A 19,960-nucleotide genomic window follows, 5' to 3' on the forward strand; every position below is an offset into this window, starting at 1 on the left:
TAAGATCCCCGGCGACCTTCAGCAGTCCCCCTCGATTATAAGCCCAGCCACTGACATGCGGGCGCAAGAATGCAGCGGATCAGAAAGCAACGCGGATACCTACATTTAAAATATCACATGGATAAATCGTCACAAACGTGTGAGCGGCGAGGCATTCAGAAGCCTATATCGCGATCTGATGAGGTCTAGGAGTACTTCGTCTGTCTCGGCCGCTAAAGGGATTGCAACAGACTCTTTTGGTGGAGCCTAGGGGGATCGAACCCCTGACCTCTTGGCTGCCAGCCAAGCGCTCTCCCAGCTGAGCTAAGGCCCCATCACTGACAAATTGCAACGAGCGTTAGTATATCAACCATAAGACACAGGTCAAGATTGCGAGCGTCGCGCGCTTATTCGCGCATCATCGCCGCTGTATCCCCGTTATATCAAAGGGGCAACCTTTTCTTATTAAATACCATCACCGCGCCCGCAAACAGCACAGTAATAATCCCGATGTAGGCTAAGTTTATTCCCCACGCAGCGTCTCCGGCAACCAGGTTGACCGGATCATAGAAGCCAAATATGGAGATGTCGGATAGGATCTTCAAGTCGGGCGCGGATCCGCCGAGCATATTCATCAGAAAAAAGGTAACCGGGATTCCCGCCCCAAAACTAAGCGACAGCCTTGTTTCATTGAACAGGCATGAGAAGAAAAAAGTTATCATCATCACTACCATGTTTACGAGCATCGTTGTTACATTAAGCCTGAAAAAGGCGTTTATGTTTAGCTCTCCCGGAAACATAGCCTCGGCAAACAGCACACCTACGGTAAATAGTGCTATAAAAAGGATGAGAAGTGATGTGAGCGCGTAAATGCCTTGGGTGACTATGATTTTGACCCTCGAAGTAGGCGTAGATAGCAGATAGGCGAACGACCCATTGTCTACCATTTTGGCAACTAGCGCATTGCCCAGAATAATTGAATACACCATAGGGAAGCCAATCATCAACATCCCATAGAGCCAACTGGCCAAATAACCCGTCAGTTCCATGACCAAGGCGTCAAACCCAAGCGCAGCCCTGAGACCCTCAGGGAATGCCTCGATCATGCCAATCAGCCCCGCCATATCCTCCGGGTTATACATAGAAATCATCGTGGTCATATACATGGTCAGCACGCCGAAAAAAATTACAAGTAATGTCCAGCTTCGCTTCAGGGTATATTTGAAAAGGGCTAAGCTCATGGCTGCTTACTCCCCCTTACCGTAATAGTTGATAAAGATGTCCTCAAGAGATTGGTGCTTGACGCTAAAGCTCAGCACTGTAAACTTCGCGGCTGTTTTGAGGAAAGCGTCTACTTTTTCACCCGATACAACGATTTCGAACACCCCATCCGGCTCAACACGTGTTTCAAAACCCGCAGCTTTAAGTATGCCGGCGGCGACATCAGCTTCGCCGGGCCTTAGAACGAAAACTTGGCGTTGCTCGCCTTTGAGCTTTCGTACATCCGCCTGCTCAACTATTCTCCCATCCCTGATGATCAGAACACTGTCGCACATCTTTTCCACTTCTTCGAAAATGTGGCTGGACATAAGAATGGTTTTGCCATTAGCTCTTTCGCGTAAAATAAGCTCTGCAAATCGGTTTTGCATTAAAGGATCAAGGCCGCTTGTGGGCTCATCCAAGATGAGCACTTCGGGATTGTGCATGAAGGCCGCTACTATTCCGAGCTTTTGCTTCATCCCTTTCGAAAACTTCTTTATTTTGCCCTTCGGATCCAGCTCAAACATTTCAAGAAGCCGATCTTTGTGCTCCGCGCTTTTGGTTCCTCGCATGGCACTCATAAAGGACAGGAACTCGTCACCGCTCATACCATCAGGGAAAGAGATTTCTCCCGGTATGTAGCCTAATATTTTTTGTATCTGCGGCGCCTGCTCAGCGCAATCAAGATCCCCTAGTCGGCACTTGCCGCTGTTTGGCCGCATGAAGCCCAGAAGCGCCCTGATCGTGGTGGTTTTGCCCGACCCGTTAGGGCCTAAATAGCCCATCACCACCCCTTCTGGAACAGTAAAGTTTAAATCAAAAACCCCTTTTCCGTTTGGGTAGGTAAGAGTCAACCCTGAAACGGTAATCATAAATACTCCTCCCTGTAAGACACAGGTCAAGATTGCAAGCGTCGCGCACTTATTCGCGTATCATCGCTACGCTTGGACCCTCGATCGTAGTCTCATGAACGATAGTGCCTCTATCGGCCTTGCGCAACGACACTATCTCGGAAAGTATCATGCCTGCAAGGATGAGCGCCGCTCCCGCAATGGCGCCAATGGTAAACACATCTCCAGCCAGCCAACCAAACACTCCACCGAAAGCGGGCTCGGTGATCAGAATCAAAGCGGTTCGAGCTGGCGAAATATGTCGTTGGGCATACGTCTGAACCGCGAATGCGACCGCCGAGGCTAGAACGCCGGTAAACAAGATGGCCAGCCATACCGAACCGGCGCCAGGAAGAGCTATCGGCTCGGTGACGAGAGATACACCCGAGCAAACAACCGCCATGAACGCCAGCTGCACGAAGGTCAAAGGCAGCACCGCATGTCGGCGGCCGATGCTACCCAAAATGATAATGTGAGCCGAATAAGCGAATGCCGCGACCAGAACTGAGGTGTCCCCCGCCTGCCAGCTGCCATTGTTCCCACCGGAGAGAAACCAAAGCCCGACGAGTGCAATAAGCGCACCGATGGCCACCATGGCGCTCGGCATACGGCGAAGTAGTAGCGCTTGAAGCAAGGGAGTGATCACAACGAACATGCCGGTTATAAATGCGGCCCGGCTCGCTGTTGTGCCTTGAAGTCCAATAGTCTGAAAGACAAAGCCCAGACAGAGGAATGCGCCGGCGAATATCCCGACAGCAATCGTTTTTCGATCAAGCTTCCTTAGGACAGATGGAAATATCAGAAGAAACGCTATGACAGCGATCCAGAATCTCCACCCCAGGAAAGCAAAGACGGGATATATCTCGATTGCGTCCTTGACGACAACAAATGTGCCGGCCCAAACAACTGCGACCCCCACAAGCGCCAGAGAAACCCAGATACGGTTGGTAAAAGCGCTCATTTACGCGCCGGAATTTATTGCTGCGGGCAGCTCGACTCTCTCGGCGTCGCTCCAAAGCTTCTCGAGCCTGTAAAACTCGCGCTCGTTTGGCTGAAATACGTGGACGACCACATCAGCAAAGTCCAGCAGGATCCAGGATCCCTCGGTTTCGCCCTCACGGCCGATCGGCTTGATCCCACAGTTATTCCGAAGCTGATCCTCGATCTCATTGGCGATTGTTTTGACCTGGCGGTCAGTGTTGCCCGTGCAGATCACGAAGTAGTCGGTGATCACGATCTGCTCAGACACACGCAAAACAACGATATCTTCGGCCTTCTTGTCGCTCGCTGCGCTAGCAGCAGCCAACGCAATCTCTACAGTCTCCAGTTTAATCTCCCTTACTCGCTTGGCAGGCTCGGTGGCCTGTAATCTTTCCCGATGATCACTACTACATCCGCAACCCGCTGATCAGCCGGCTGCTCTATGACCTCTCCGGCTCCCAACACCTCTGCAACTTGATGGCCATTGGTAACCGGTCCATTCTGCACGATTATGCTTGTAGCCGCATAGTCAAACCTGTCGGCGTTTTTCGTGTCAACGACGCGCACTCCGCCGCGGATCAATTGCTGAGCGGCGATGCCCGCAATACCCGGCACCCCGGAGCCATTGTAGACTATGACCCTCGTGGCTGCCTGTTGGTCCTCGATCTCCACTCCCCACCACGTTTTGAGCAAGTCGGCGATTTCATCGCGCCTGGGCTCAAAGAAAGTCTGCTCGCCGAGGGATATCGGCTTTACCGGCAAGGGCACCACAGCGACATCCTCAGACAAGGTCGTATCGAAAAGCTCGGTGAATCGGGTGACAGCATCCTGGGTGAGGTTTGTGTCGAGCGTACCCTCTGGAACCGACGCGAACGACTGATCGGTCAATATTTTGGTGTACGTGTCCGGAGAGACCGTGATATATGAGAGGAATGGAACGCCGATAAAGTTGGAAACCATGTCGAGTGAAACACTCTCACCCACCTCCCAAGATGCCGATGCTTGCTCGAACCCCCTTCCGGGGATCTCGAGAAATGCGGACTCGGGTATCGCGACGCCAAAGATCGAATCTGTCTTCGGGTCGAAGCGCACCGCCATGAATCCTTGCGCCTCATTGTTTTCGCCGACGGACACTATGAGCAGATTGTCACGAGCTTCATCGTTTTGAACCTGAGCGGCGCCGTTCGGTGAGGCGACGCGTAGGGCATTCCACCTGGCGACGCTGTTGATACCCAATGACAGGACCAATAACACGACAACCAGCGCAGTAAATCCGCCCAACAAAAACCCGAGAATGTAACCGACGCCTGAGACTTCTTCTCGAAGTCTGGAGATGAAAGACTCCGCGCGCTCACGCACACTGCTTAGACGTAGAGCCATTCGCGCCTTTCGTAGCTGTGTGCCGGAACGCCGAGACCCCCGCCAGCCGGAGGGAAGCGCCGGTGTAGTAACAGGGGGTTTGCGTTTGCCGCGGGAGGATCTTGGTGCTTTTCGCGATCTCATGACACCTGAATCCACTGCTCGGGCATGGCATCGACGATGGCGTTCCATGCATCGACCGTTGTGGGGTGAAGATGCTTGCGCTCACGAATCAACTGACAAAACGACATTTGATAGGAGCTTGCGTACAGCTCAAAAAGAGTGACGTCGCCGACGAGTGAGCGAAGATGCGTGGCGCCCTCGTAGCGTCTCCCAGGTTCGATCATGTCGGCAATGTAGATAACCATATCAAGCTCGCTCATGCTCACCGCACCAAGAGTGTGTCGGCGAATCGCTTCAAGCACTGTCGGTGAGATTCCCGCAAAGCGCGCGCCAAGCTCGTAAGCGCCGACATCGGCGTGAAGCAGATACGGCACTGCCATCTCCACGGGACCGACAGGAACTCCTATCTCTTGGGCTCGCCTGATCAAGTACGCCGAAGCATCTTCTCGGGCCCAATCGTGTAGAAGTCCAGCGAGATAAGCGCCGTGCGAATCCACGCCATAGACCTTTGCAAGCAATTCGGCAGTGGCCGCAGTTGCCTCGCAATGCTCAAGCGAGCTCGCACTCACTCTCTCGGCGATCGCCGATCTTGCGATATCGAAGTTGAGTTCAGACACCGTGTGAGTTCCCTCGATACAGATTGTACTTGTGGATGTAGGATACGACCGGTTCCGGGGTCAAATAGCGAATCGGATGACGCTGCTGAACACGTTTTCGTATGTCAGTCGAGCTTATAGCCAGTGATGGGACCTCGATAAACTCTATCGAGAGATGGGAAAGGGTCGTGCCGTGCTCTTCTAAGGCGCTCTGCAGATCGTAGCCGGGACGAGTCGCCGAGATAAATGTGCAAAGCCCCTCGAACCGGTTCGCATCCTTCCAGGTTGCGATCTCCCACACTGCGTCAGCGCCGGTGATAAAGTACAGCTCGGCCTTGGGGCCATAGGTCTCCCTGAGGGCGAGCATCGTGTCGATCGTATAGGTAGGGCCCCCTCTGTCAATTTCATCACGCGAGACATCGAAATCCGGATTTGCCGAGGTCGCTATGACGCTCATGAGGTAACGATGCTCGGGGCGGGTAACAACCACATCTGGCTTGTGTGAAGGCTGACCGGCGGGCATGAATATCACCTTGTCCAGGTTGAACTGAACCAGCGCTTCTTCAGCGGTTACCAGATGGCCAAAGTGTATGGGATCGAATGTCCCTCCCATTATCCCGAGCCGCATGGGTTTCCTCACTCCCGGATCTGCCCATCTCCGTACGCAACATACTTTGTCGAGGTCAACGCAGCCAGGCCCATCGGGCCGCGAGCATGAAGTTTTTGGGTCGAGATGCCTATCTCGGCGCCAAGTCCGAACTCTCCGCCGTCTGTAAACCGGGTGGATGCGTTGACGTATACCGCAGCAGCATCCACCTCGGCAAGGAACCGCTGGGCCGCCTGATAATCTGAGGTGACGATCGCCTCCGAGTGTGCGGATCCGTACTTGTTGATGTGGTTGATCGCCTCGTCAAGACCGGCGACTACCTTGACCGATATCTTGAGATCGAGGTACTCGGTATACCAGTCCCCCTCGGTCGCTGCCTCAATCCGCATAACCGCTCCAAGAGCCCTTGTGGGCTCATCGGCGACTATCATGACCCCTAGCTCTTCGAGCTCCTTTAGTATCGGCGGAAGTATTTCCTGGTAGCAAGACTCGTCTATCAGCAAAGACTCCGCCGCGTTGCACACGCCGGGCCTTTGGGTCTTGGCATTGACAACGATTCTTTGCGCCATCCTCTGATCGGCGGACGCGTGAATGTAAATGTGGCAGTTTCCGACCCCGGTCTCAATTACAGGGACTTTGGAGTTTTCGACAACATTCCGTATAAGGCCGGCGCCGCCGCGAGGTATCAACACGTCGATATGCTCGTGCAGGCCCATGAGTTCCTCGGCGGCCTCCCGCGAAGCCGAATCGACAGCGGAGATGCAGCCCTCGGGCATACCGCCTGCGATGGCGGCGGTGGAAAGGATTCGCGCGAGAATCGCGTTGGAGCTGGCGGCAAGCGAGCCGCCGCGCAATATCACTGCGTTGCCCGTTTTGATGCAAAGTCCGGCTGCATCGACAGTGACATTGGGCCTCGCTTCATAGATCATCGCGACAACGCCTAGCGGTACACGAACCTTCATCAAGCGTATTCCGTTTTGCAGCGTGCTTCCCTCGATGATCTCGCCGAGCGGGTCGGGTAGCAGCGATAGTGCTCGCAGGGACTCGGATGTCGACTTCAGCCTTGCGGGGTTCAGCTCCAGCCGATCGATGAGGGCCGCGGCAACTCCTTTGCCTCGCGCAGCCTCAACATCACTGGCGTTGGCGGCAAGAATCTCCTCCTGATTGTGTGTCAGCGCATGCGCCATCGCCAAAAGAGTCCTGTTACGCTGCTCCGACGACGTAGTAGCCAACCGCCGAGCAGCGGCTTTTGCCTTGATCGCAATCGACTTGACCTCAGACATAGTTAAATGGTCCTTTCAAATACCAATCGCCAATTCCTACAAAATCACAAGGTGATCTCTGTGAACCACTTCCCTGCCGACAACTTCAGGCCGAACATCCGCGATCTGCGTACTATTGAGCCCTTTTATCACATCTAGGTCGGCTGCCGATATACCAGCAAGCCCCTGACCGACCGTCTTACCTTCAGTATCTACCAACAATATGGTATCGCCTATATCGAAAACACCACTTACTCCAAGAACACCAGCCGGAAGCAGCGATCTTCCGTGGCCGAGAAGCGCCTCTCTCGCGCCCGCATCGATCACGACCTCTCCGCAAGGGTTGCTGGCAGTGGCGATCCAGAGTTTCTTTGCACTAATCGATTCCGAGCCCTGGACGAAAAATGTGCCAACCGGATTTCCCTCGGCGGCCTCCAGTATGACGCGATCTACCCTCCCGTCGCACACGACCAGCGGTATTCCCGCGCGCATCAACACCTTTGCGGCTTTGACCTTGGTTGACATTCCACCGGATCCCACGGCTGAGCCGGCCGGACCTGCAGCGGCCATCATCTGATCTGTAACTTGCGTGACGCGATCGAGAAGCTCCGCCGTTTCATCATCCCGGGGGTCAGCGGAGTAGAAGCCCTCGATATCGGTGAGAAATACGGCCATATCCGCGCCGATCATAACTGCAACTAATGCCGCAAGGGTGTCGTTATCGCCAAACTTGATCTCCTCAACTGCGACTGTGTCGTTTTCGTTCACGATAGGAATGACGCCGAGCTCTATCAGCCGTTCGAATGTGTCCCGCGCGTGGAGATACGATTGACGATGTGCGGTATCTCGGCGGGTCAGCAAAATCTGGCCTATGGTGGTCCCGTGTTCCGCAAAAAACGCCGCATAGAGGCTTAGCACCGAGACCTGTCCGATACTCGCGGCTGCCTGCAGAGTTGGCATATCGGCAGGACGACCCTCAAGACCAAGCTCCTCGACTCCGGCAGCGATTGCTCCGCTTGAGACAATCACAGGCTGCCAGCCCATCTCCTTTAGGGTGTTGATCTGCAGGACCAACGAGCGCACATACTCCCGGTCGATCCCACCATCGGGCGATGCCAAGGTGGAGGAACCGACCTTGATGACTATGCGTCGTGACGATATCCCGCTATTCCTGGTCACCATCGCCTGCCCCCATGAACTCGAAGGTCGCGCCCGCGATGTAAATCTCATCGCCAAGCCCAGCGCCTGCCTTTTCCAAGGCGCGCTCGAGGCCCATTTTTGCCACCTTTTTTTGCAGAAAGGCCACTGCCTCCTCGTTGTTTATGTCAGTCATGATCACCATTCGCTCAACCGTCTCGCCGCTTACGCGCCAACCTTTGTTCTCGCGGGAGATGGTAAAGCTTTGATCGGAAGATGGCTTGAATATATATTGCGCTTCACTGGCATCGGCATCTTTGGGAAGAGCTGAGCGAATCTCGTAAACCTGTCCGCCGAGAAAAAGCACCAGCTCATCGACGCCCTTGCCGGTGAGCGCCGAGACCTCAAAGTAGCGAGTCCCGCGGTCTTCGGCGAACCTCCTGACTTCCTCTGAAACTGCCAGCGCCCCTGGAGCGTCAACCTTGTTGCCCACCAATACCGACGGCCGCCCTGCCAGCTCGGCCAGATGGGCAGAAAGCTCGTTTTCGATCACTCGAATGTCATCGATGGCATTACGGTCCTCGTGTCCACCAGTAAGATCGACAACATGAACGATCATGGCGCTTCGCTCGATGTGCCGAAGAAAACCGTGTCCCAATCCGCGGCCTTCGCTCGCGCCTTCGATGAGTCCGGGAATATCGGCGATCACAAATGAGTGCTCACCTGCCCGAACAACTCCGAGGTTGGGAACGAGGGTGGTAAACGGGTAGTCCGCAATCTTTGGTCGCGCCGCGCTCATCCTGGCAATGAGCGATGACTTTCCGACGTTCGGAAAGCCGACAAGTGCGGCATCGGCGAGCAGCTTCATCTCAAGATCGATCCAGCGCTCCCGTGCAGGCTCGCCAAGCTCGGCAAAGGAAGGCGCACGGCGAGTCGGAGTGACGAAATGGGTATTGCCTCGGCCACCTTTTCCGCCTTTGGCAACTATCAAACGCTGCCCGTGAACGAGCAAGTCCCCAAGGATCTCCCCGCTTTCCGAGTCGCGAGCGATCGTGCCTACTGGAACCGGAAGAATGAGGTCGGGGCCATTAGCTCCGTCGAGACGTGAGCCCTTCCCGTGTTGGCCCTTTTTCGCCTTGTAATGACGCTTGAAATGGTAGTCGAGCAACGTAGATATTGAGCTGTCGGCCTGAAGGATCACCTGTCCGCCGCCGCCTCCATCACCGCCGTCTGGGCCGCCTTTTGGGACATGAGCTTCTCGGCGAAATGAACGACAACCGGCGCCGCCGTCACCGCCTTTCACGAATATCCTTGCTTCATCGATAAACTTAGCACCAGTCATTACTGGGCACCTTTCAAGAGCAAAAAATACAAAAGCCCTCCGCCCATAATCGGTAACGGAGGGCTGACTATCCGATTCATCAACTTATGCCCGAGCGAATCCCTTATTGGCCTTCGAATGGGCGTACGTGTACGCGCCTCTTCAGGCCTCGAGTGAACTCGACAACGCCGTCGATGACCGCAAACAGAGTGTCGTCACCTCCACGACCAACATTCTCACCTGGGTGAATTCTGGTGCCCCGCTGGCGAACCAGAATGGAGCCCGAGGTCACAACCTGTCCACCAAACCGCTTGACACCAAGACGTTTAGCCTTGGAGTCCCGGCCGTTCCTTGTGCTTCCCATGCCCTTCTTATGAGCCATCAGTTATCAACTCACTTTCATTTTGTATCAACTACAGAGTATATCGACGCAGCGTGAATCATTCAGCGGATTTTTTGGAGTGCACACCGCAGTAGTGCGATCCATCCTTGGCCTTGTTGGCGCAAGGCTCACCACTGGATTTGGTAGCGCAGCACAGTGCATCTGGGGCTGCTTCTTTCGGTGTATCTACCTTGTCCTTCGGAATGTCTGCTTTTGGAGCAGCCTTCTTTGGAGCAGCCTTTGCCTTGTCGGCAGAGGTGCCGCCGAGCACAACATCAGTAACCTGAATGCGTGTTTGCAGCTGACGATGGCCCTTGGTTCTCTTGTATCCCTTGCGCTTCTTGAACTTGAAGACCTTGATTTTTTCTCCCGAAAAATGCTCCAGAACCTTAGCCTTGACGGTTGCTTCAGAACCGGCTTTGGCTCCAGTAACTATCACATCATCGCTGGATACGAAGAGTACATCGAGTGTAACGACTTCGCCAACATCGGCATCAAGTTTCTCAACTACGGCCACGGATCCTTCTTCGACCTTCAGTTGTTTTCCGCCCGTAGAAACTACAGCATACATTCTTTGTAACCTCTCTAGATAGCTGGTTGTGCAAGAGCACATAGTACCAGCACGGCAAGTAAGCGTCAAACACATTGGAGGGCCATGAAGGTTATGAGGGGAGCCCCTTCTTGCCCTCAATCAACACCCTGACTTCAGTGCGGGAACAGCTCTCATCCGGGATGATAGTAATTTGGCGATTTGTTGCAGCTCGCAAGCGAGCTATTAGATTGTGTCCGGGGGCCATCGACAGTTCATAAGTTTCAGGGTGCAAGCCAATCAGATACGCACTAGAGCGGCCTGAGCTGACTATCTCGCGAAGTTTGCGCTCTACAGTTATGCGCCTGGTCGCGACCGAAGGAACCCTGCCTTCGCCATTGCAGCAAGCGCACTGCTCGGTCAGGATCGCATAGAGACCGTCGGTAACGCTTTTGCGAGTTATCTCCAATAGTCCGAACTTGCTAATCTCGCCAATTTTGTAGCGATTCCTGTCTCTCTCAAACTCGGCGGATAATTGACGCACCACCTCCTGGCGATGGAACGCATCCTTCATGTCAATGAAGTCCACTACGATGATGCCGCCGATGTCTCGCAATCTGATCTGCTGCGCGATTACCCTTGCGGCCTCTAGGTTGGTTCTGTAAACAGTATCCTCCAGATTCTTTCCACTAGTAAACCTGCCAGTGTTCACGTCTACAACTGTAAGTGCCTCGGTTTGATCGATGCAAATATAGCCACCACTTGCAAGCCCTATGTTCTTTGAGAAGACTCGATCGATTGCGGAGTCAACTTTGTATGCTGCATAGATCGACTCGCTGTCTTTGTGCAGGTGAACCCTGTTGAGCAGATTGGGTGATGTCCTTTTCAGAAACGACGTAACCTTTGCGTGAACCGCCTTGTCGTCGATAACGAGCCGCTTGAAGTCGGTGGAAAATACATCGCGAACTAGCTTCAGGGCCAGATCCATCTCACTGTAGATAACCTCAGGCGCAAGTCCCTCATTCGCCTGATGGCTGACACGCCTCCAGAGTCGGAGCAGAAACTCCAGATCGGCAAGCATATCTCGCTCACTTGCGCCCGACGCGGCTGTACGGATTATCAGCCCTGTATTCGGCGGGACGTGAGGTGCGACGATCTCTTGAAGTCTTGCCCTTTCTCCATCGCCGAGCTTACGGGAAGCTCCAAAAACATCAGCGTTTGGCACCAGAACCAAAAAACGCCCGGGAAATGTAATTCCTGTAGTGACCCTCGCGCCTTTTGTTCCTGCGGGATCTTTGATGACCTGTACGACGATAGTTTGGCCGGGGTGTAATAAGGAGCGTATGTCGCGTTTTGAGAGCACCTCGATACCATCGAGGGCTACCCTTTCATCGACAGCAAGAAACGCATTTTTTTCAAGGCCGATGTCGATGAAGGCGGCTTGCATTCCAGGCAAGACATCCTTTACCTGCCCGAGATAAACATTTCCAACGACAGAGCGTTTTGGCCGCGCGATGTAGAGTTCAACCAACTCTCGGTCTTCAAGAATCGCCACTCGTGTCTCATTTAGGTCGTGCGAGATCAACATTTCTCGCAGCAACTTCCCCATTGTATTCTCCTGTCAGATGGGCGCTTTCAACTCTCCTGAATCTAATTCGACAAGAGTATCAAGCCGGGTCACGGATTGGATCACGGACCTGCCCGAAAAGCGAGAGAGTGCGGCTGTCACGAGCGAGTCTGGTCTCAAGGAGCCTTCCTGTCCCATGCGGATAACCACACTTAGAGCAAGAGTATCCGAGCCAGAAGATCTGACCACGATCTCCTTCGGGAGAGCGTGTGAGAGATCAAAAACTTTGGTTTTACCTTTTTGCTCGATGCGCAGCTCGCCTTCGTTCACGATCTGGACAAGCGCGTTTTCCAGGTCAGTCTGTGTTTCGATATCACCTCCCAAAATGACCTCATATAGCGCAATAGTACACTGTGCAGCCAAAGATTTCTCTGTGCTGCTGACATATCTGGCTTCTTCCGGAGCAATCTCTGGTGGCATGGCCAAACTAAGCGCCGAGATGACCTGCTCGGCCGGTATATATTGTCTCAGCCAAAGATCAACGTACTCGCGCAGGCCAATAGTGCCCACCGGTAATGCCGGGGCAAACGAAAGCTTCATTCGTGGGTTGAACCCTTGCGTCACTACGTAAGGAAGATTCGCGCGCCGGATTCCGCGTTCAATCGCGTGTGTGTACTCTAGGTGCGAAAGAAACCGGAGTCGGCCTTGCTTCCGGCAACATAGCCGCAGGCGATAATCGCTAGCTCGCATCGCGTCGCCCGGCCAATACGGTACCGATTCCACCCGGAAGCGTGGTGCAAGCCTTACAGCCTGTACATCTCTCAACCGTGCAATCCAGAGTCAACACCTCTTGCTTTGATCGCTCCCACTCGCTCCAGAGGTATTCGGCAGAGACTCCACAAGAGATGTGGCTCCATGGCAAAACCTCGGAGATATCGAACGTGCGCTGAGCGATTACATCTACATCCAACCCTGACTCCTTGTAAGCCTGCTTCCAGATCTCAGCTGAAAACTGTTCGCGCCATGCGTCAAATCTGGCGCCCAATCTCCAGGCACGCTCGATGACTGCTGAACTCTCCCGCCCTCCACGAGCGAGCGCCGCCTCAAGGACCGATAGCTCGACATCGTGCCATGAAAGATCAACCGTTTTGCGAGGAATACGACTTCTAAGCAGATTTTGACGCCGGAGTATCTCCTCGCGGGCGACTTGCCCGAACCACTGAAAGGGGGTATGTGCTTTCGGAACAAAAGTGGATACCGATACAGCAATCCTGATGGCGCCGCGTTGATCGGGGCGGGTAACAGCTTTAGCGGCGGCCATCACCTTTTCCACGATATCCGCTATCCCCACAATGTCGGCATCCGTCTCGGTGGGCAAGCCGATCATGAAGTACAACTTAATCTTTCGCCTGCCGTTTTTGAACGCGCGCTGTACGGCGCTGAGTAACGACTCCTCGGTAACATTCTTGTTTATGACATCGCGCAATCGCTGTGAGCCGGCCTCGGGCGCCAGCGTAAGACCCGCATTGCGCCCTGAGGTCGAGGCAAGCAGGGACATCTTGACCCCATGCTCATCCGCTCTCAGGCTGGGCAAGGAAACAGAGACGCCGGTAGTTTGAAAGTGACTCTCCAGCCGCCTTAGTATTCGCTCTATCTGAGAGTGGTCAGTCGTTGACAGGGAGGTCAGGGACACTTCGCTGTAGCCGGAGCAGCGAACTCCGCTGGTGGCTCTTCGGACGATCTCATCTTCATCCCGCTCACGCACGGGACGGTAGATCATGCCAGCCTGACAGAATCGACAGCCACGCGCGCACCCACGCATGATCTCTATGGGGAGTCGATCGTGAACGACCTCCATGTAGGGAACAACCGGTTCCGGTTGGATCGCCGTCATCATATCCGCAACGATGCGCTTGACTACAGTGTGACTCGGTGAGTGCTGGCCGGTGTCATTGAGCTTGAGCAGTCGACCTTTCTCATCAAGCTCATAGTGTGCGGGCACATACACCCCAGGGATGTCAGCGAGCTTGCGTAGCGTCTCTGCCCTTGAGGCCCCTCGGCGAAGGCAGTTGCGGTGGACTTCAACGAAATCCCTAATCGCCTCTTCGGCCTCGCCGATCAGAAATGCGTCGAAAAACTCCGCCATCGGCTCAGGATTGAACGCACAGGGGCCTCCACCGAGAACCAGCGGGTCTCCTTCACGGCGCGAAGCCGCGTTTATGGGGATGCCGGCAAGGTCAAGCACATCCAGCACATTGGTGTAGGTCAACTCATTCTGAAGGGTAATGCCGAGAAGATCGAACTCCCCAAGCGGCGAGCAAGATTCGAGGGAAAATAGTGGCACGCCCTCCTCGCGCATGAGATCGATCATGTCTATCCAGGGCAAATATGCTCGCTCCGCCGAACAATCCTCGATAGAGTTAAGCTGCGAATACAAAATCGCGATAGCTTGGTTGGCCATCCCGACCTCATAGACATCGGGATAGATAAGCGTCGCGCGATAAGAGGCGTCGCGGCCGGTAACTGAGCCCCACTCCCTGTTGATGTATCTTGCTGGGCGCTCGACTCGCGGCAGAAGTGGCTCAACTCTCTCCCAAATACTACCCACCGGTGGAGTTTTCGCTATCTTTGGGAGCCAATCCCTTGGCGAAGAGGTCATCGAATCGATTCTTGAGCGATCCGGGACAATCACCTCTTTCAAAGTAGGCGATCGCGGCATATCCCATGGCTATGGTTCCCGAGTAGGCGATCCCGCCCTTCATCGCCCATCCTAGCGCCGGAACAATTCCAGCCGCCTGCCTGGCGATCGAGCGCATAGTCAATCCGCCGCCGACAACGCCGAGAAGTTCAACGCTGCGCCTCAGGCCAAGAGTCTCCCCGTAGGCAGCGGCGATTTGAAGGATCATCTTTGCCTGATTGGCCGTCATAACCGGCAGATCGGCGCCCGGAACTATCACAAGACCACCGACGAACGCATTTTGAAGAGCAGTGCTTTTGACATACTCCATCGATACGGCTCTCCTGATGAAAGGAAAGTTGTTCGCGAGCAATAGCTTCTTTTTTGGCAGGTGCTTTATGAGCCATTCGCCGAGAGCTTGCGCCAGTGGTGCTTTTGAGGCATCGGCGCAAAGCAATACATCGGTATCGGGTAGCCCAATTGATTCGGGCACCGACCCCAGATCGTCACCATCCATCAAGGCAACAACCGGTGTCAAAGTTCTTTTCGCCTCGGCGACAAGAACTTTTGTCGCATGCAAACCGCTACCTACCAGCACTATCACAACATCTGCCGAGTCAAGAAGCTCAACCATAGAGTCGTTTTGAATCAATACAGGCTCAACCAAAGCGGCAGCTCGTGGCTGGATAAGAGCCTGAGAAAACTCAATAAGCGACTCAGGAGTGTCGACTTCCACCAAGATCTGAATTGCCAAGGGCTGCTCTTGCTCTCTTAGCAACTGCTTCCTGCTCTTTGATATCTCTAAAATATTTACAGGAAATCGCATGGATACCAATCCTTCCTGACGTCTAGTGTGTCACGCACTGTAGCGGCGACCCCACACCGAAAGTAACATACCGACCGCTGCAAAGTTCACAATCATAAACGATGATCCAAAGCTCATGAATGGTAGCGGCAAGCCCGTGATCGGCATCAACCCGATGGACATGCCTACATTCTGGAGAATCTGGAAAAACCACATACTGATTATCCCGACAGCTATGAGAGAACCGGTAAGATCACGAGCGCGCGCAGCGATTCCCAGTGCTGTGATCAACAAGGCCAAAAAGAGTGCAAGCAGCATCATGGTACCCAAAAACCCGAGCTCCTCGCCGAGAACGGCGAAAATAAAATCGGTATGCCTTTCCGGGAGAAAGTTCAGGTTCCCCTGCGTGCCAGTGCCCAGCCCCTGTCCGGTCAATCCACCAGACCCAACCGCGATCTTGGATTGAGCCAAGTTGTATCCCGCGCCTCTTGGATCGAGATCCGGGTCAACGAAGACCAGCAGTCTGTTTTTCTGATACTCGGCGAGCAGGTCCGCTTGAAAGACGCCAAAGATCGCAAGAACGCCCACAAGGGCAATCAACAAAAATAGGCGCGCCCGCAAACCTCCGATCACAAGCATACCCAAAACGATTGCCACAAACACCATACCTGTTCCCAAGTCTGGTTGAAGAAAGATAAGGCCTAGGGGTACAGCAAGGTAGCCCATAACTTTTAGCAGATCCTTTGTGCTGCTTATGCTCCCTTTGTACTTCGCAATCACAACTGCCATTACTAAAATTGTGACGAGTTTTGCTGGCTCTGAAGGCTGGAATAGTCGAACTCCCGCAACCTCTAACCATGATGTAGCGCCCTTTGCCGTAGCCCCTAATCCTGGTATGTGAGGAGAAATGATCAGAAAGGCATTGAAAAGCATCAGGGGTCCGAACCAACCTTCAAACTTGCGATAGTCAATGCTTGCTGCCAGAACAAGAAAGACAAGGCCCAGAGCAACACCAATCAGGTGCCTCTGAAACATGGCGTCACCGGCGCCCATTCCAGAAGTGGCCGATTGAACCACAACACTACCGAAGATGGCCAGCATCCCAACTATCACCAATAGCGGGATGTTTAGTGTTCGGAGTATCTGATTTTTAACCCCTGGGCTCATAATCTACCTTGATTGATCGGTTGCAGTTACTCGCTCTATCGGTAAATCAAAGAGCGCGGAGAAAACCTCTCTGGCCGCTGGAGCAGCTATTGCGCCACCACCACCTGCTTGTTCGGCAAGCACAGCAACAACATACCGAGGGTCGTCAGCGGGAGCAAACCCTACAAACCAGGCGAAATCATCGCGATTGGCAACCTGCGCGGTACCGGTCTTGCCCGCTACTCGAATTGGGAAACCGCCGAAAGCTCCCTTGGCGGTGCCATCTGTGGTTACCCTCTCCAGCATCCGGATCATACTTTGGAGATTTTCTGCCGAGGTATCGGGCTCGAAAGCCACCTGCGGTTCTCCCTCAAGCACAGGGTTGCCGTTAGTGTCGAGAACCTGGCGAAAGATAGTGGGCCGCATAATGGCGCCATCGTTGGCCACGCCGGCGTAGGCGGCGGCCACCTGTAGAGGCGTGGCAAGCACATCTCCCTGACCGATAGCCAAATCTACTGCTTCACCCGGAAGCCAGGTCTGCTGCTCCGGAAAGTCTCTGAATCTTTCTGCCTTCCACTGCGCATCTGGAATTCTTCCACTCTTTTCGCCAGGAAGATCAATACCTGTTTCCGAGCCAAACCCCCACTGCTTGGCGTAATCCTGCAAAGTATTGTCTTCTTGGCGATAAAAAGCATGGCCTAGCTCGTAGAAGACGACATTACAGCTCCTAGACATTGCATCTGAAAAGGAAAGGGTGCCGTGCCCTCCCCTGTCCCAGCAGAACTTCGGCCATCTTTCACCCATCTCCACCCAGCGACCCTGACACCTATAGGTCGTATTTATCCCGGTAAGACCATTGGCCATACCAGCGAAACCGGTTACGACCTTGAAGGTCGAAGCGGGTGGATACAGGCCGGCCAGGACTCTATTTGTAAGAGGATATTCACTGCCTTCGGCGGTGAGCTGTCTCCAGTTGTCCTTTGAAATGCCCCCGACAAACATCTCTGGGTCGTATGTCGGCAGGCTTGCAAGTGCCAGGACCTCACCGGTTCTGGCATCCATCGCAATCGCTGCAGCGGCCTTGGCATTTTTGTAGCCGTCCAGACGGGCCTCTTGTAGAGCTCGCGACAAAGCTTCCTCGGCAGCTTTTTGTACCTTCAGATCGATTGTTAGCACCACGTCTCTGCCGGGTACGGGCTCAATCTCCTCGATAACACGCTTCAATCTGCCGGAAGCGTCAACCTCTACCCTACGAAAACCCCTGTCCCCCTGAAGCACGGATTCAAACTGCAGCTCCGCACCTGTTTTACCAACTAGGTCTCCGTACTCATACTCCTCAAAGGCTGAATCGGAAAGCTGAGCATCGGATATTTCACCGGTATAACCAAGCACATGCGCCGCGATGGCGCCATTAGGATACTCTCTTACGGGTACAGCTCTGATATCTACCCCCGGGAAATCCTCCTGATTTTCGGCGAGATAGGCAATCGCCTCGGTGCTTACATCAATCGCAACGATCCTGGGTTTTAGTGGCGCTTCTCTAACAGACGCAATCCGATCATAAATTTCCTGGTGCGGCATCTGAAGTAGATTGGACAAGGCAACAAGGATATCGTCGTCATTCTTGACTGAGGACATCGCCACAACAGCCATCGAGGACCTGTTATTTACGAGAAGCTCACCATTACGATCGAGTATGCGGCCCCGTGGGGCATCCAAAGCGATCTCCCGGATACGATTGTCCTCGGCAAGAGCAGCGTACTCCGCCCCAGAAAGGACCTGCAGGCCCCATAGACGTAGTGCCAAGGCGGCAAATACGACAAGTACTATCAGTGTGAAGATCGCAAAGCGATCCTTGAAATCATGACGAAACACCAACATAAATAGGGCCTTCTTATTTTATCTTGCGTAGCAGGGGACTCAAGAACGCACGCAAGCACAGCAGGAGGTAAACTCCTACCTGCCGATCCTGCGAAAAGTTGTAACTCTTTTATCCTGTCGCAAGATACGAGCCAACAGCGAATAAGAAACGACAGCCAACAACCCATTATATATCGAAGACGGAATCACAACTTCGATAAGCGCCGATAGCACGGACACATTCTCCCCGATCAGGCGTAGCGCTAAAACGTACATACCCTCCGCAAAAAGGCTAGCAAAAAAGGCGACTGTGACAGGCAGGCGCCATCCTTCGGCAAACATATTTTCATGTAACGACCCACTGATGTAGCCAACGAAGCAAAAGACAAGTGCGGCCACTCCGATCGGGCCCGTTCCGATCAAATCAAAGATCAAGCCCGCTGAGAAGCCGACAACTGTTCCCATACGCGGACCCTGAAGCAGGGCGACTGCGATAACAACCAAAAGCACAAAGTTGGGTACTACCTTGGCTATTGTTATATGTGGCGCGACCGCAACCTGGAGAATGACTGCCGCAAGTAATGCCAGTACCAGTTGATAGTAGCGGCTCACTCGCTCCCGCCAATCTCCGGTAGCACCGGGGCGGCCTTTAGCACTACCACTTCTTCAATCGTCCAAAGTTGCACGGCCGGACGTACTTGAATTTTTGGAAACAGATCTCCCGGACGAAGTCGGTACTCTGCAACCTCCCCAATCCGTAGACCTTTTGGATACACCCCGCCCATGCCGGATGTTATAACGGCGTCGCCAACTGCAACCGTAGTTTCCCTACTCACATACTGAAGCACAAGCTCCCCGTTGACCGATCCACTGACAACTCCGTGTGCTCTGGTTGGCTGTAGTAGCGAAGAAACTCCGCTGCCTTGATCGGTGATCAGGCGGACCTTGGACGAGCGCTCAGCGACATCGGTTGTTTGCCCCAACAGACCCCCTTCAGCCATAACGGGCATACCAGAGGCGATGCCGTCGTTGGTCCCGCGATCTAAGGTGATATATCCCTCCCAGGCATTTACGGGTCTTCCAATGATGCGAGCCCCAACGGCACTTATGTCGCCTTGTTCGACGATGCCGAGTAAAGCCTGAAGTCTCTGGTTTTCAAGGCGAGCCTCCTCCAGCTCGATAATCCTGTTGCGCAATAAGGTGTTTTGCCCACGCAATGCCGTAGCTTGCTCACGATCGACCCCAAACGTCGAAAGCCACTTTTGGGCACTTCGCAGTGGAGAGAAGAGCGCACTGCCGATACTGGCTACGGGAGCAGTGGCGCTGTGAACCAACAACCTAAGGTTATGCAGTGGCCCGGCGTCACTTCCGCGGTGATGCACTGTAATCAAAATCAGTGAGGCTATCGTTAGCGCCACCAGAAGCAATGCGGGGTTTTTTGATCTATCAGATCTAGATATCCTCACGGGGCTAAATCAT

The 19,960-nt window shown here is 53.9% G+C and carries 20 protein-coding genes and 1 tRNA gene; all 21 read right to left on the reverse strand.

Translation table 11 applies throughout. The annotated features are described in order from the left end of the window. Nucleotides 1-237: 237 nt before the first annotated feature. A tRNA-Ala gene (locus KGZ89_05860) sits at nt 238-313 on the reverse strand. A gap of 109 nt (nt 314-422) precedes the next feature. Continuing rightward, nucleotides 423-1,220, reverse strand: coding sequence for an ABC transporter permease subunit (locus tag KGZ89_05865; GenBank protein ID MBS3974377.1), 798 nt, complete (start codon nt 1,218-1,220; stop codon nt 423-425). A gap of 6 nt (nt 1,221-1,226) precedes the next feature. Then, nucleotides 1,227-2,111, reverse strand: coding sequence for an ABC transporter ATP-binding protein (locus KGZ89_05870; protein MBS3974378.1), 885 nt, complete (start codon nt 2,109-2,111; stop codon nt 1,227-1,229). A 49-nt stretch (nt 2,112-2,160) separates the two neighbouring features. Continuing rightward, a complete protein-coding gene (locus KGZ89_05875; protein ID MBS3974379.1) occupies nt 2,161-3,090 on the reverse strand; it encodes a DMT family transporter in 930 nt (309 codons plus the stop codon). Beyond that, nucleotides 3,091-3,462, reverse strand: a complete 372-nt coding sequence (gene rsfS / locus KGZ89_05880) for a ribosome silencing factor (protein ID MBS3974380.1) — start codon at nt 3,460-3,462, stop codon at nt 3,091-3,093. It lies immediately after the preceding gene. Between the two features lie 5 nt (nt 3,463-3,467). Further along, on the reverse strand, nt 3,468-4,490 hold the full coding sequence (locus KGZ89_05885) for an LCP family protein (GenBank protein ID MBS3974381.1): 1,023 nt from the start codon (nt 4,488-4,490) through the stop codon (nt 3,468-3,470). Nucleotides 4,491-4,609: 119 nt separating this feature from the next. Beyond that, nucleotides 4,610-5,209, reverse strand: a complete 600-nt coding sequence (gene yqeK / locus KGZ89_05890; GenBank protein ID MBS3974382.1) for a bis(5'-nucleosyl)-tetraphosphatase (symmetrical) YqeK — start codon at nt 5,207-5,209, stop codon at nt 4,610-4,612. Continuing rightward, entirely contained in the window at nt 5,202-5,828 is a 627-nt protein-coding gene (gene nadD / locus KGZ89_05895; protein ID MBS3974383.1) for a nicotinate-nucleotide adenylyltransferase, read from the reverse strand. Before nadD ends, yqeK begins: the two co-directional genes overlap by 8 nt. Beyond that, nucleotides 5,825-7,078 (reverse strand): glutamate-5-semialdehyde dehydrogenase, encoded by a 1,254-nt coding sequence (locus tag KGZ89_05900; protein ID MBS3974384.1) that lies wholly within the window; start codon nt 7,076-7,078, stop codon nt 5,825-5,827. The genes nadD and KGZ89_05900 overlap by 4 nt, the downstream gene beginning before the upstream one ends. A gap of 36 nt (nt 7,079-7,114) precedes the next feature. Then, on the reverse strand, nt 7,115-8,239 hold the full coding sequence (gene proB, locus KGZ89_05905) for a glutamate 5-kinase (protein MBS3974385.1): 1,125 nt from the start codon (nt 8,237-8,239) through the stop codon (nt 7,115-7,117). Further along, nucleotides 8,223-9,536 (reverse strand): GTPase ObgE, encoded by a 1,314-nt coding sequence (gene obgE, locus KGZ89_05910; GenBank protein ID MBS3974386.1) that lies wholly within the window; start codon nt 9,534-9,536, stop codon nt 8,223-8,225. The genes proB and obgE overlap by 17 nt, the downstream gene beginning before the upstream one ends. Before the next feature lie 103 nt (nt 9,537-9,639). Beyond that, on the reverse strand, nt 9,640-9,897 hold the full coding sequence (gene rpmA, locus KGZ89_05915; protein ID MBS3974387.1) for a 50S ribosomal protein L27: 258 nt from the start codon (nt 9,895-9,897) through the stop codon (nt 9,640-9,642). 58 nt (nt 9,898-9,955) lie between these two features. After that, nucleotides 9,956-10,468, reverse strand: coding sequence for a 50S ribosomal protein L21 (gene rplU / locus KGZ89_05920; protein MBS3974388.1), 513 nt, complete (start codon nt 10,466-10,468; stop codon nt 9,956-9,958). 91 nt (nt 10,469-10,559) lie between these two features. Then, the gene (locus KGZ89_05925; protein MBS3974389.1) at nt 10,560-12,035 is read right to left on the reverse strand and encodes an Rne/Rng family ribonuclease; all 1,476 of its coding nucleotides are present in this window, start codon (nt 12,033-12,035) and stop codon (nt 10,560-10,562) included. Between the two features lie 12 nt (nt 12,036-12,047). Beyond that, on the reverse strand, nt 12,048-12,743 hold the full coding sequence (locus tag KGZ89_05930; protein ID MBS3974390.1) for a TIGR03936 family radical SAM-associated protein: 696 nt from the start codon (nt 12,741-12,743) through the stop codon (nt 12,048-12,050). After that, nucleotides 12,733-14,652: a TIGR03960 family B12-binding radical SAM protein gene (locus tag KGZ89_05935; GenBank protein ID MBS3974391.1), complete on the reverse strand. Its 1,920-nt coding sequence runs from the start codon at nt 14,650-14,652 to the stop codon at nt 12,733-12,735. Before KGZ89_05935 ends, KGZ89_05930 begins: the two co-directional genes overlap by 11 nt. Beyond that, entirely contained in the window at nt 14,594-15,496 is a 903-nt protein-coding gene (locus KGZ89_05940) for a hypothetical protein (protein MBS3974392.1), read from the reverse strand. The genes KGZ89_05935 and KGZ89_05940 overlap by 59 nt, the downstream gene beginning before the upstream one ends. A gap of 30 nt (nt 15,497-15,526) precedes the next feature. Next, entirely contained in the window at nt 15,527-16,642 is a 1,116-nt protein-coding gene (gene rodA / locus KGZ89_05945; GenBank protein ID MBS3974393.1) for a rod shape-determining protein RodA, read from the reverse strand. A gap of 3 nt (nt 16,643-16,645) precedes the next feature. Beyond that, nucleotides 16,646-18,502, reverse strand: coding sequence for a penicillin-binding protein 2 (gene mrdA / locus KGZ89_05950; GenBank protein ID MBS3974394.1), 1,857 nt, complete (start codon nt 18,500-18,502; stop codon nt 16,646-16,648). 75 nt (nt 18,503-18,577) lie between these two features. Next, the gene (gene mreD / locus KGZ89_05955) at nt 18,578-19,093 is read right to left on the reverse strand and encodes a rod shape-determining protein MreD (protein MBS3974395.1); all 516 of its coding nucleotides are present in this window, start codon (nt 19,091-19,093) and stop codon (nt 18,578-18,580) included. Further along, a complete protein-coding gene (gene mreC, locus KGZ89_05960; protein ID MBS3974396.1) occupies nt 19,090-19,947 on the reverse strand; it encodes a rod shape-determining protein MreC in 858 nt (285 codons plus the stop codon). Before mreC ends, mreD begins: the two co-directional genes overlap by 4 nt. Nucleotides 19,948-19,960 lie beyond the last annotated feature (13 nt).

Source organism: Actinomycetota bacterium (assembly GCA_018334075.1).
Classification (GTDB): domain Bacteria; phylum Actinomycetota; class Coriobacteriia; order Anaerosomatales; family UBA912; genus JAGXSC01.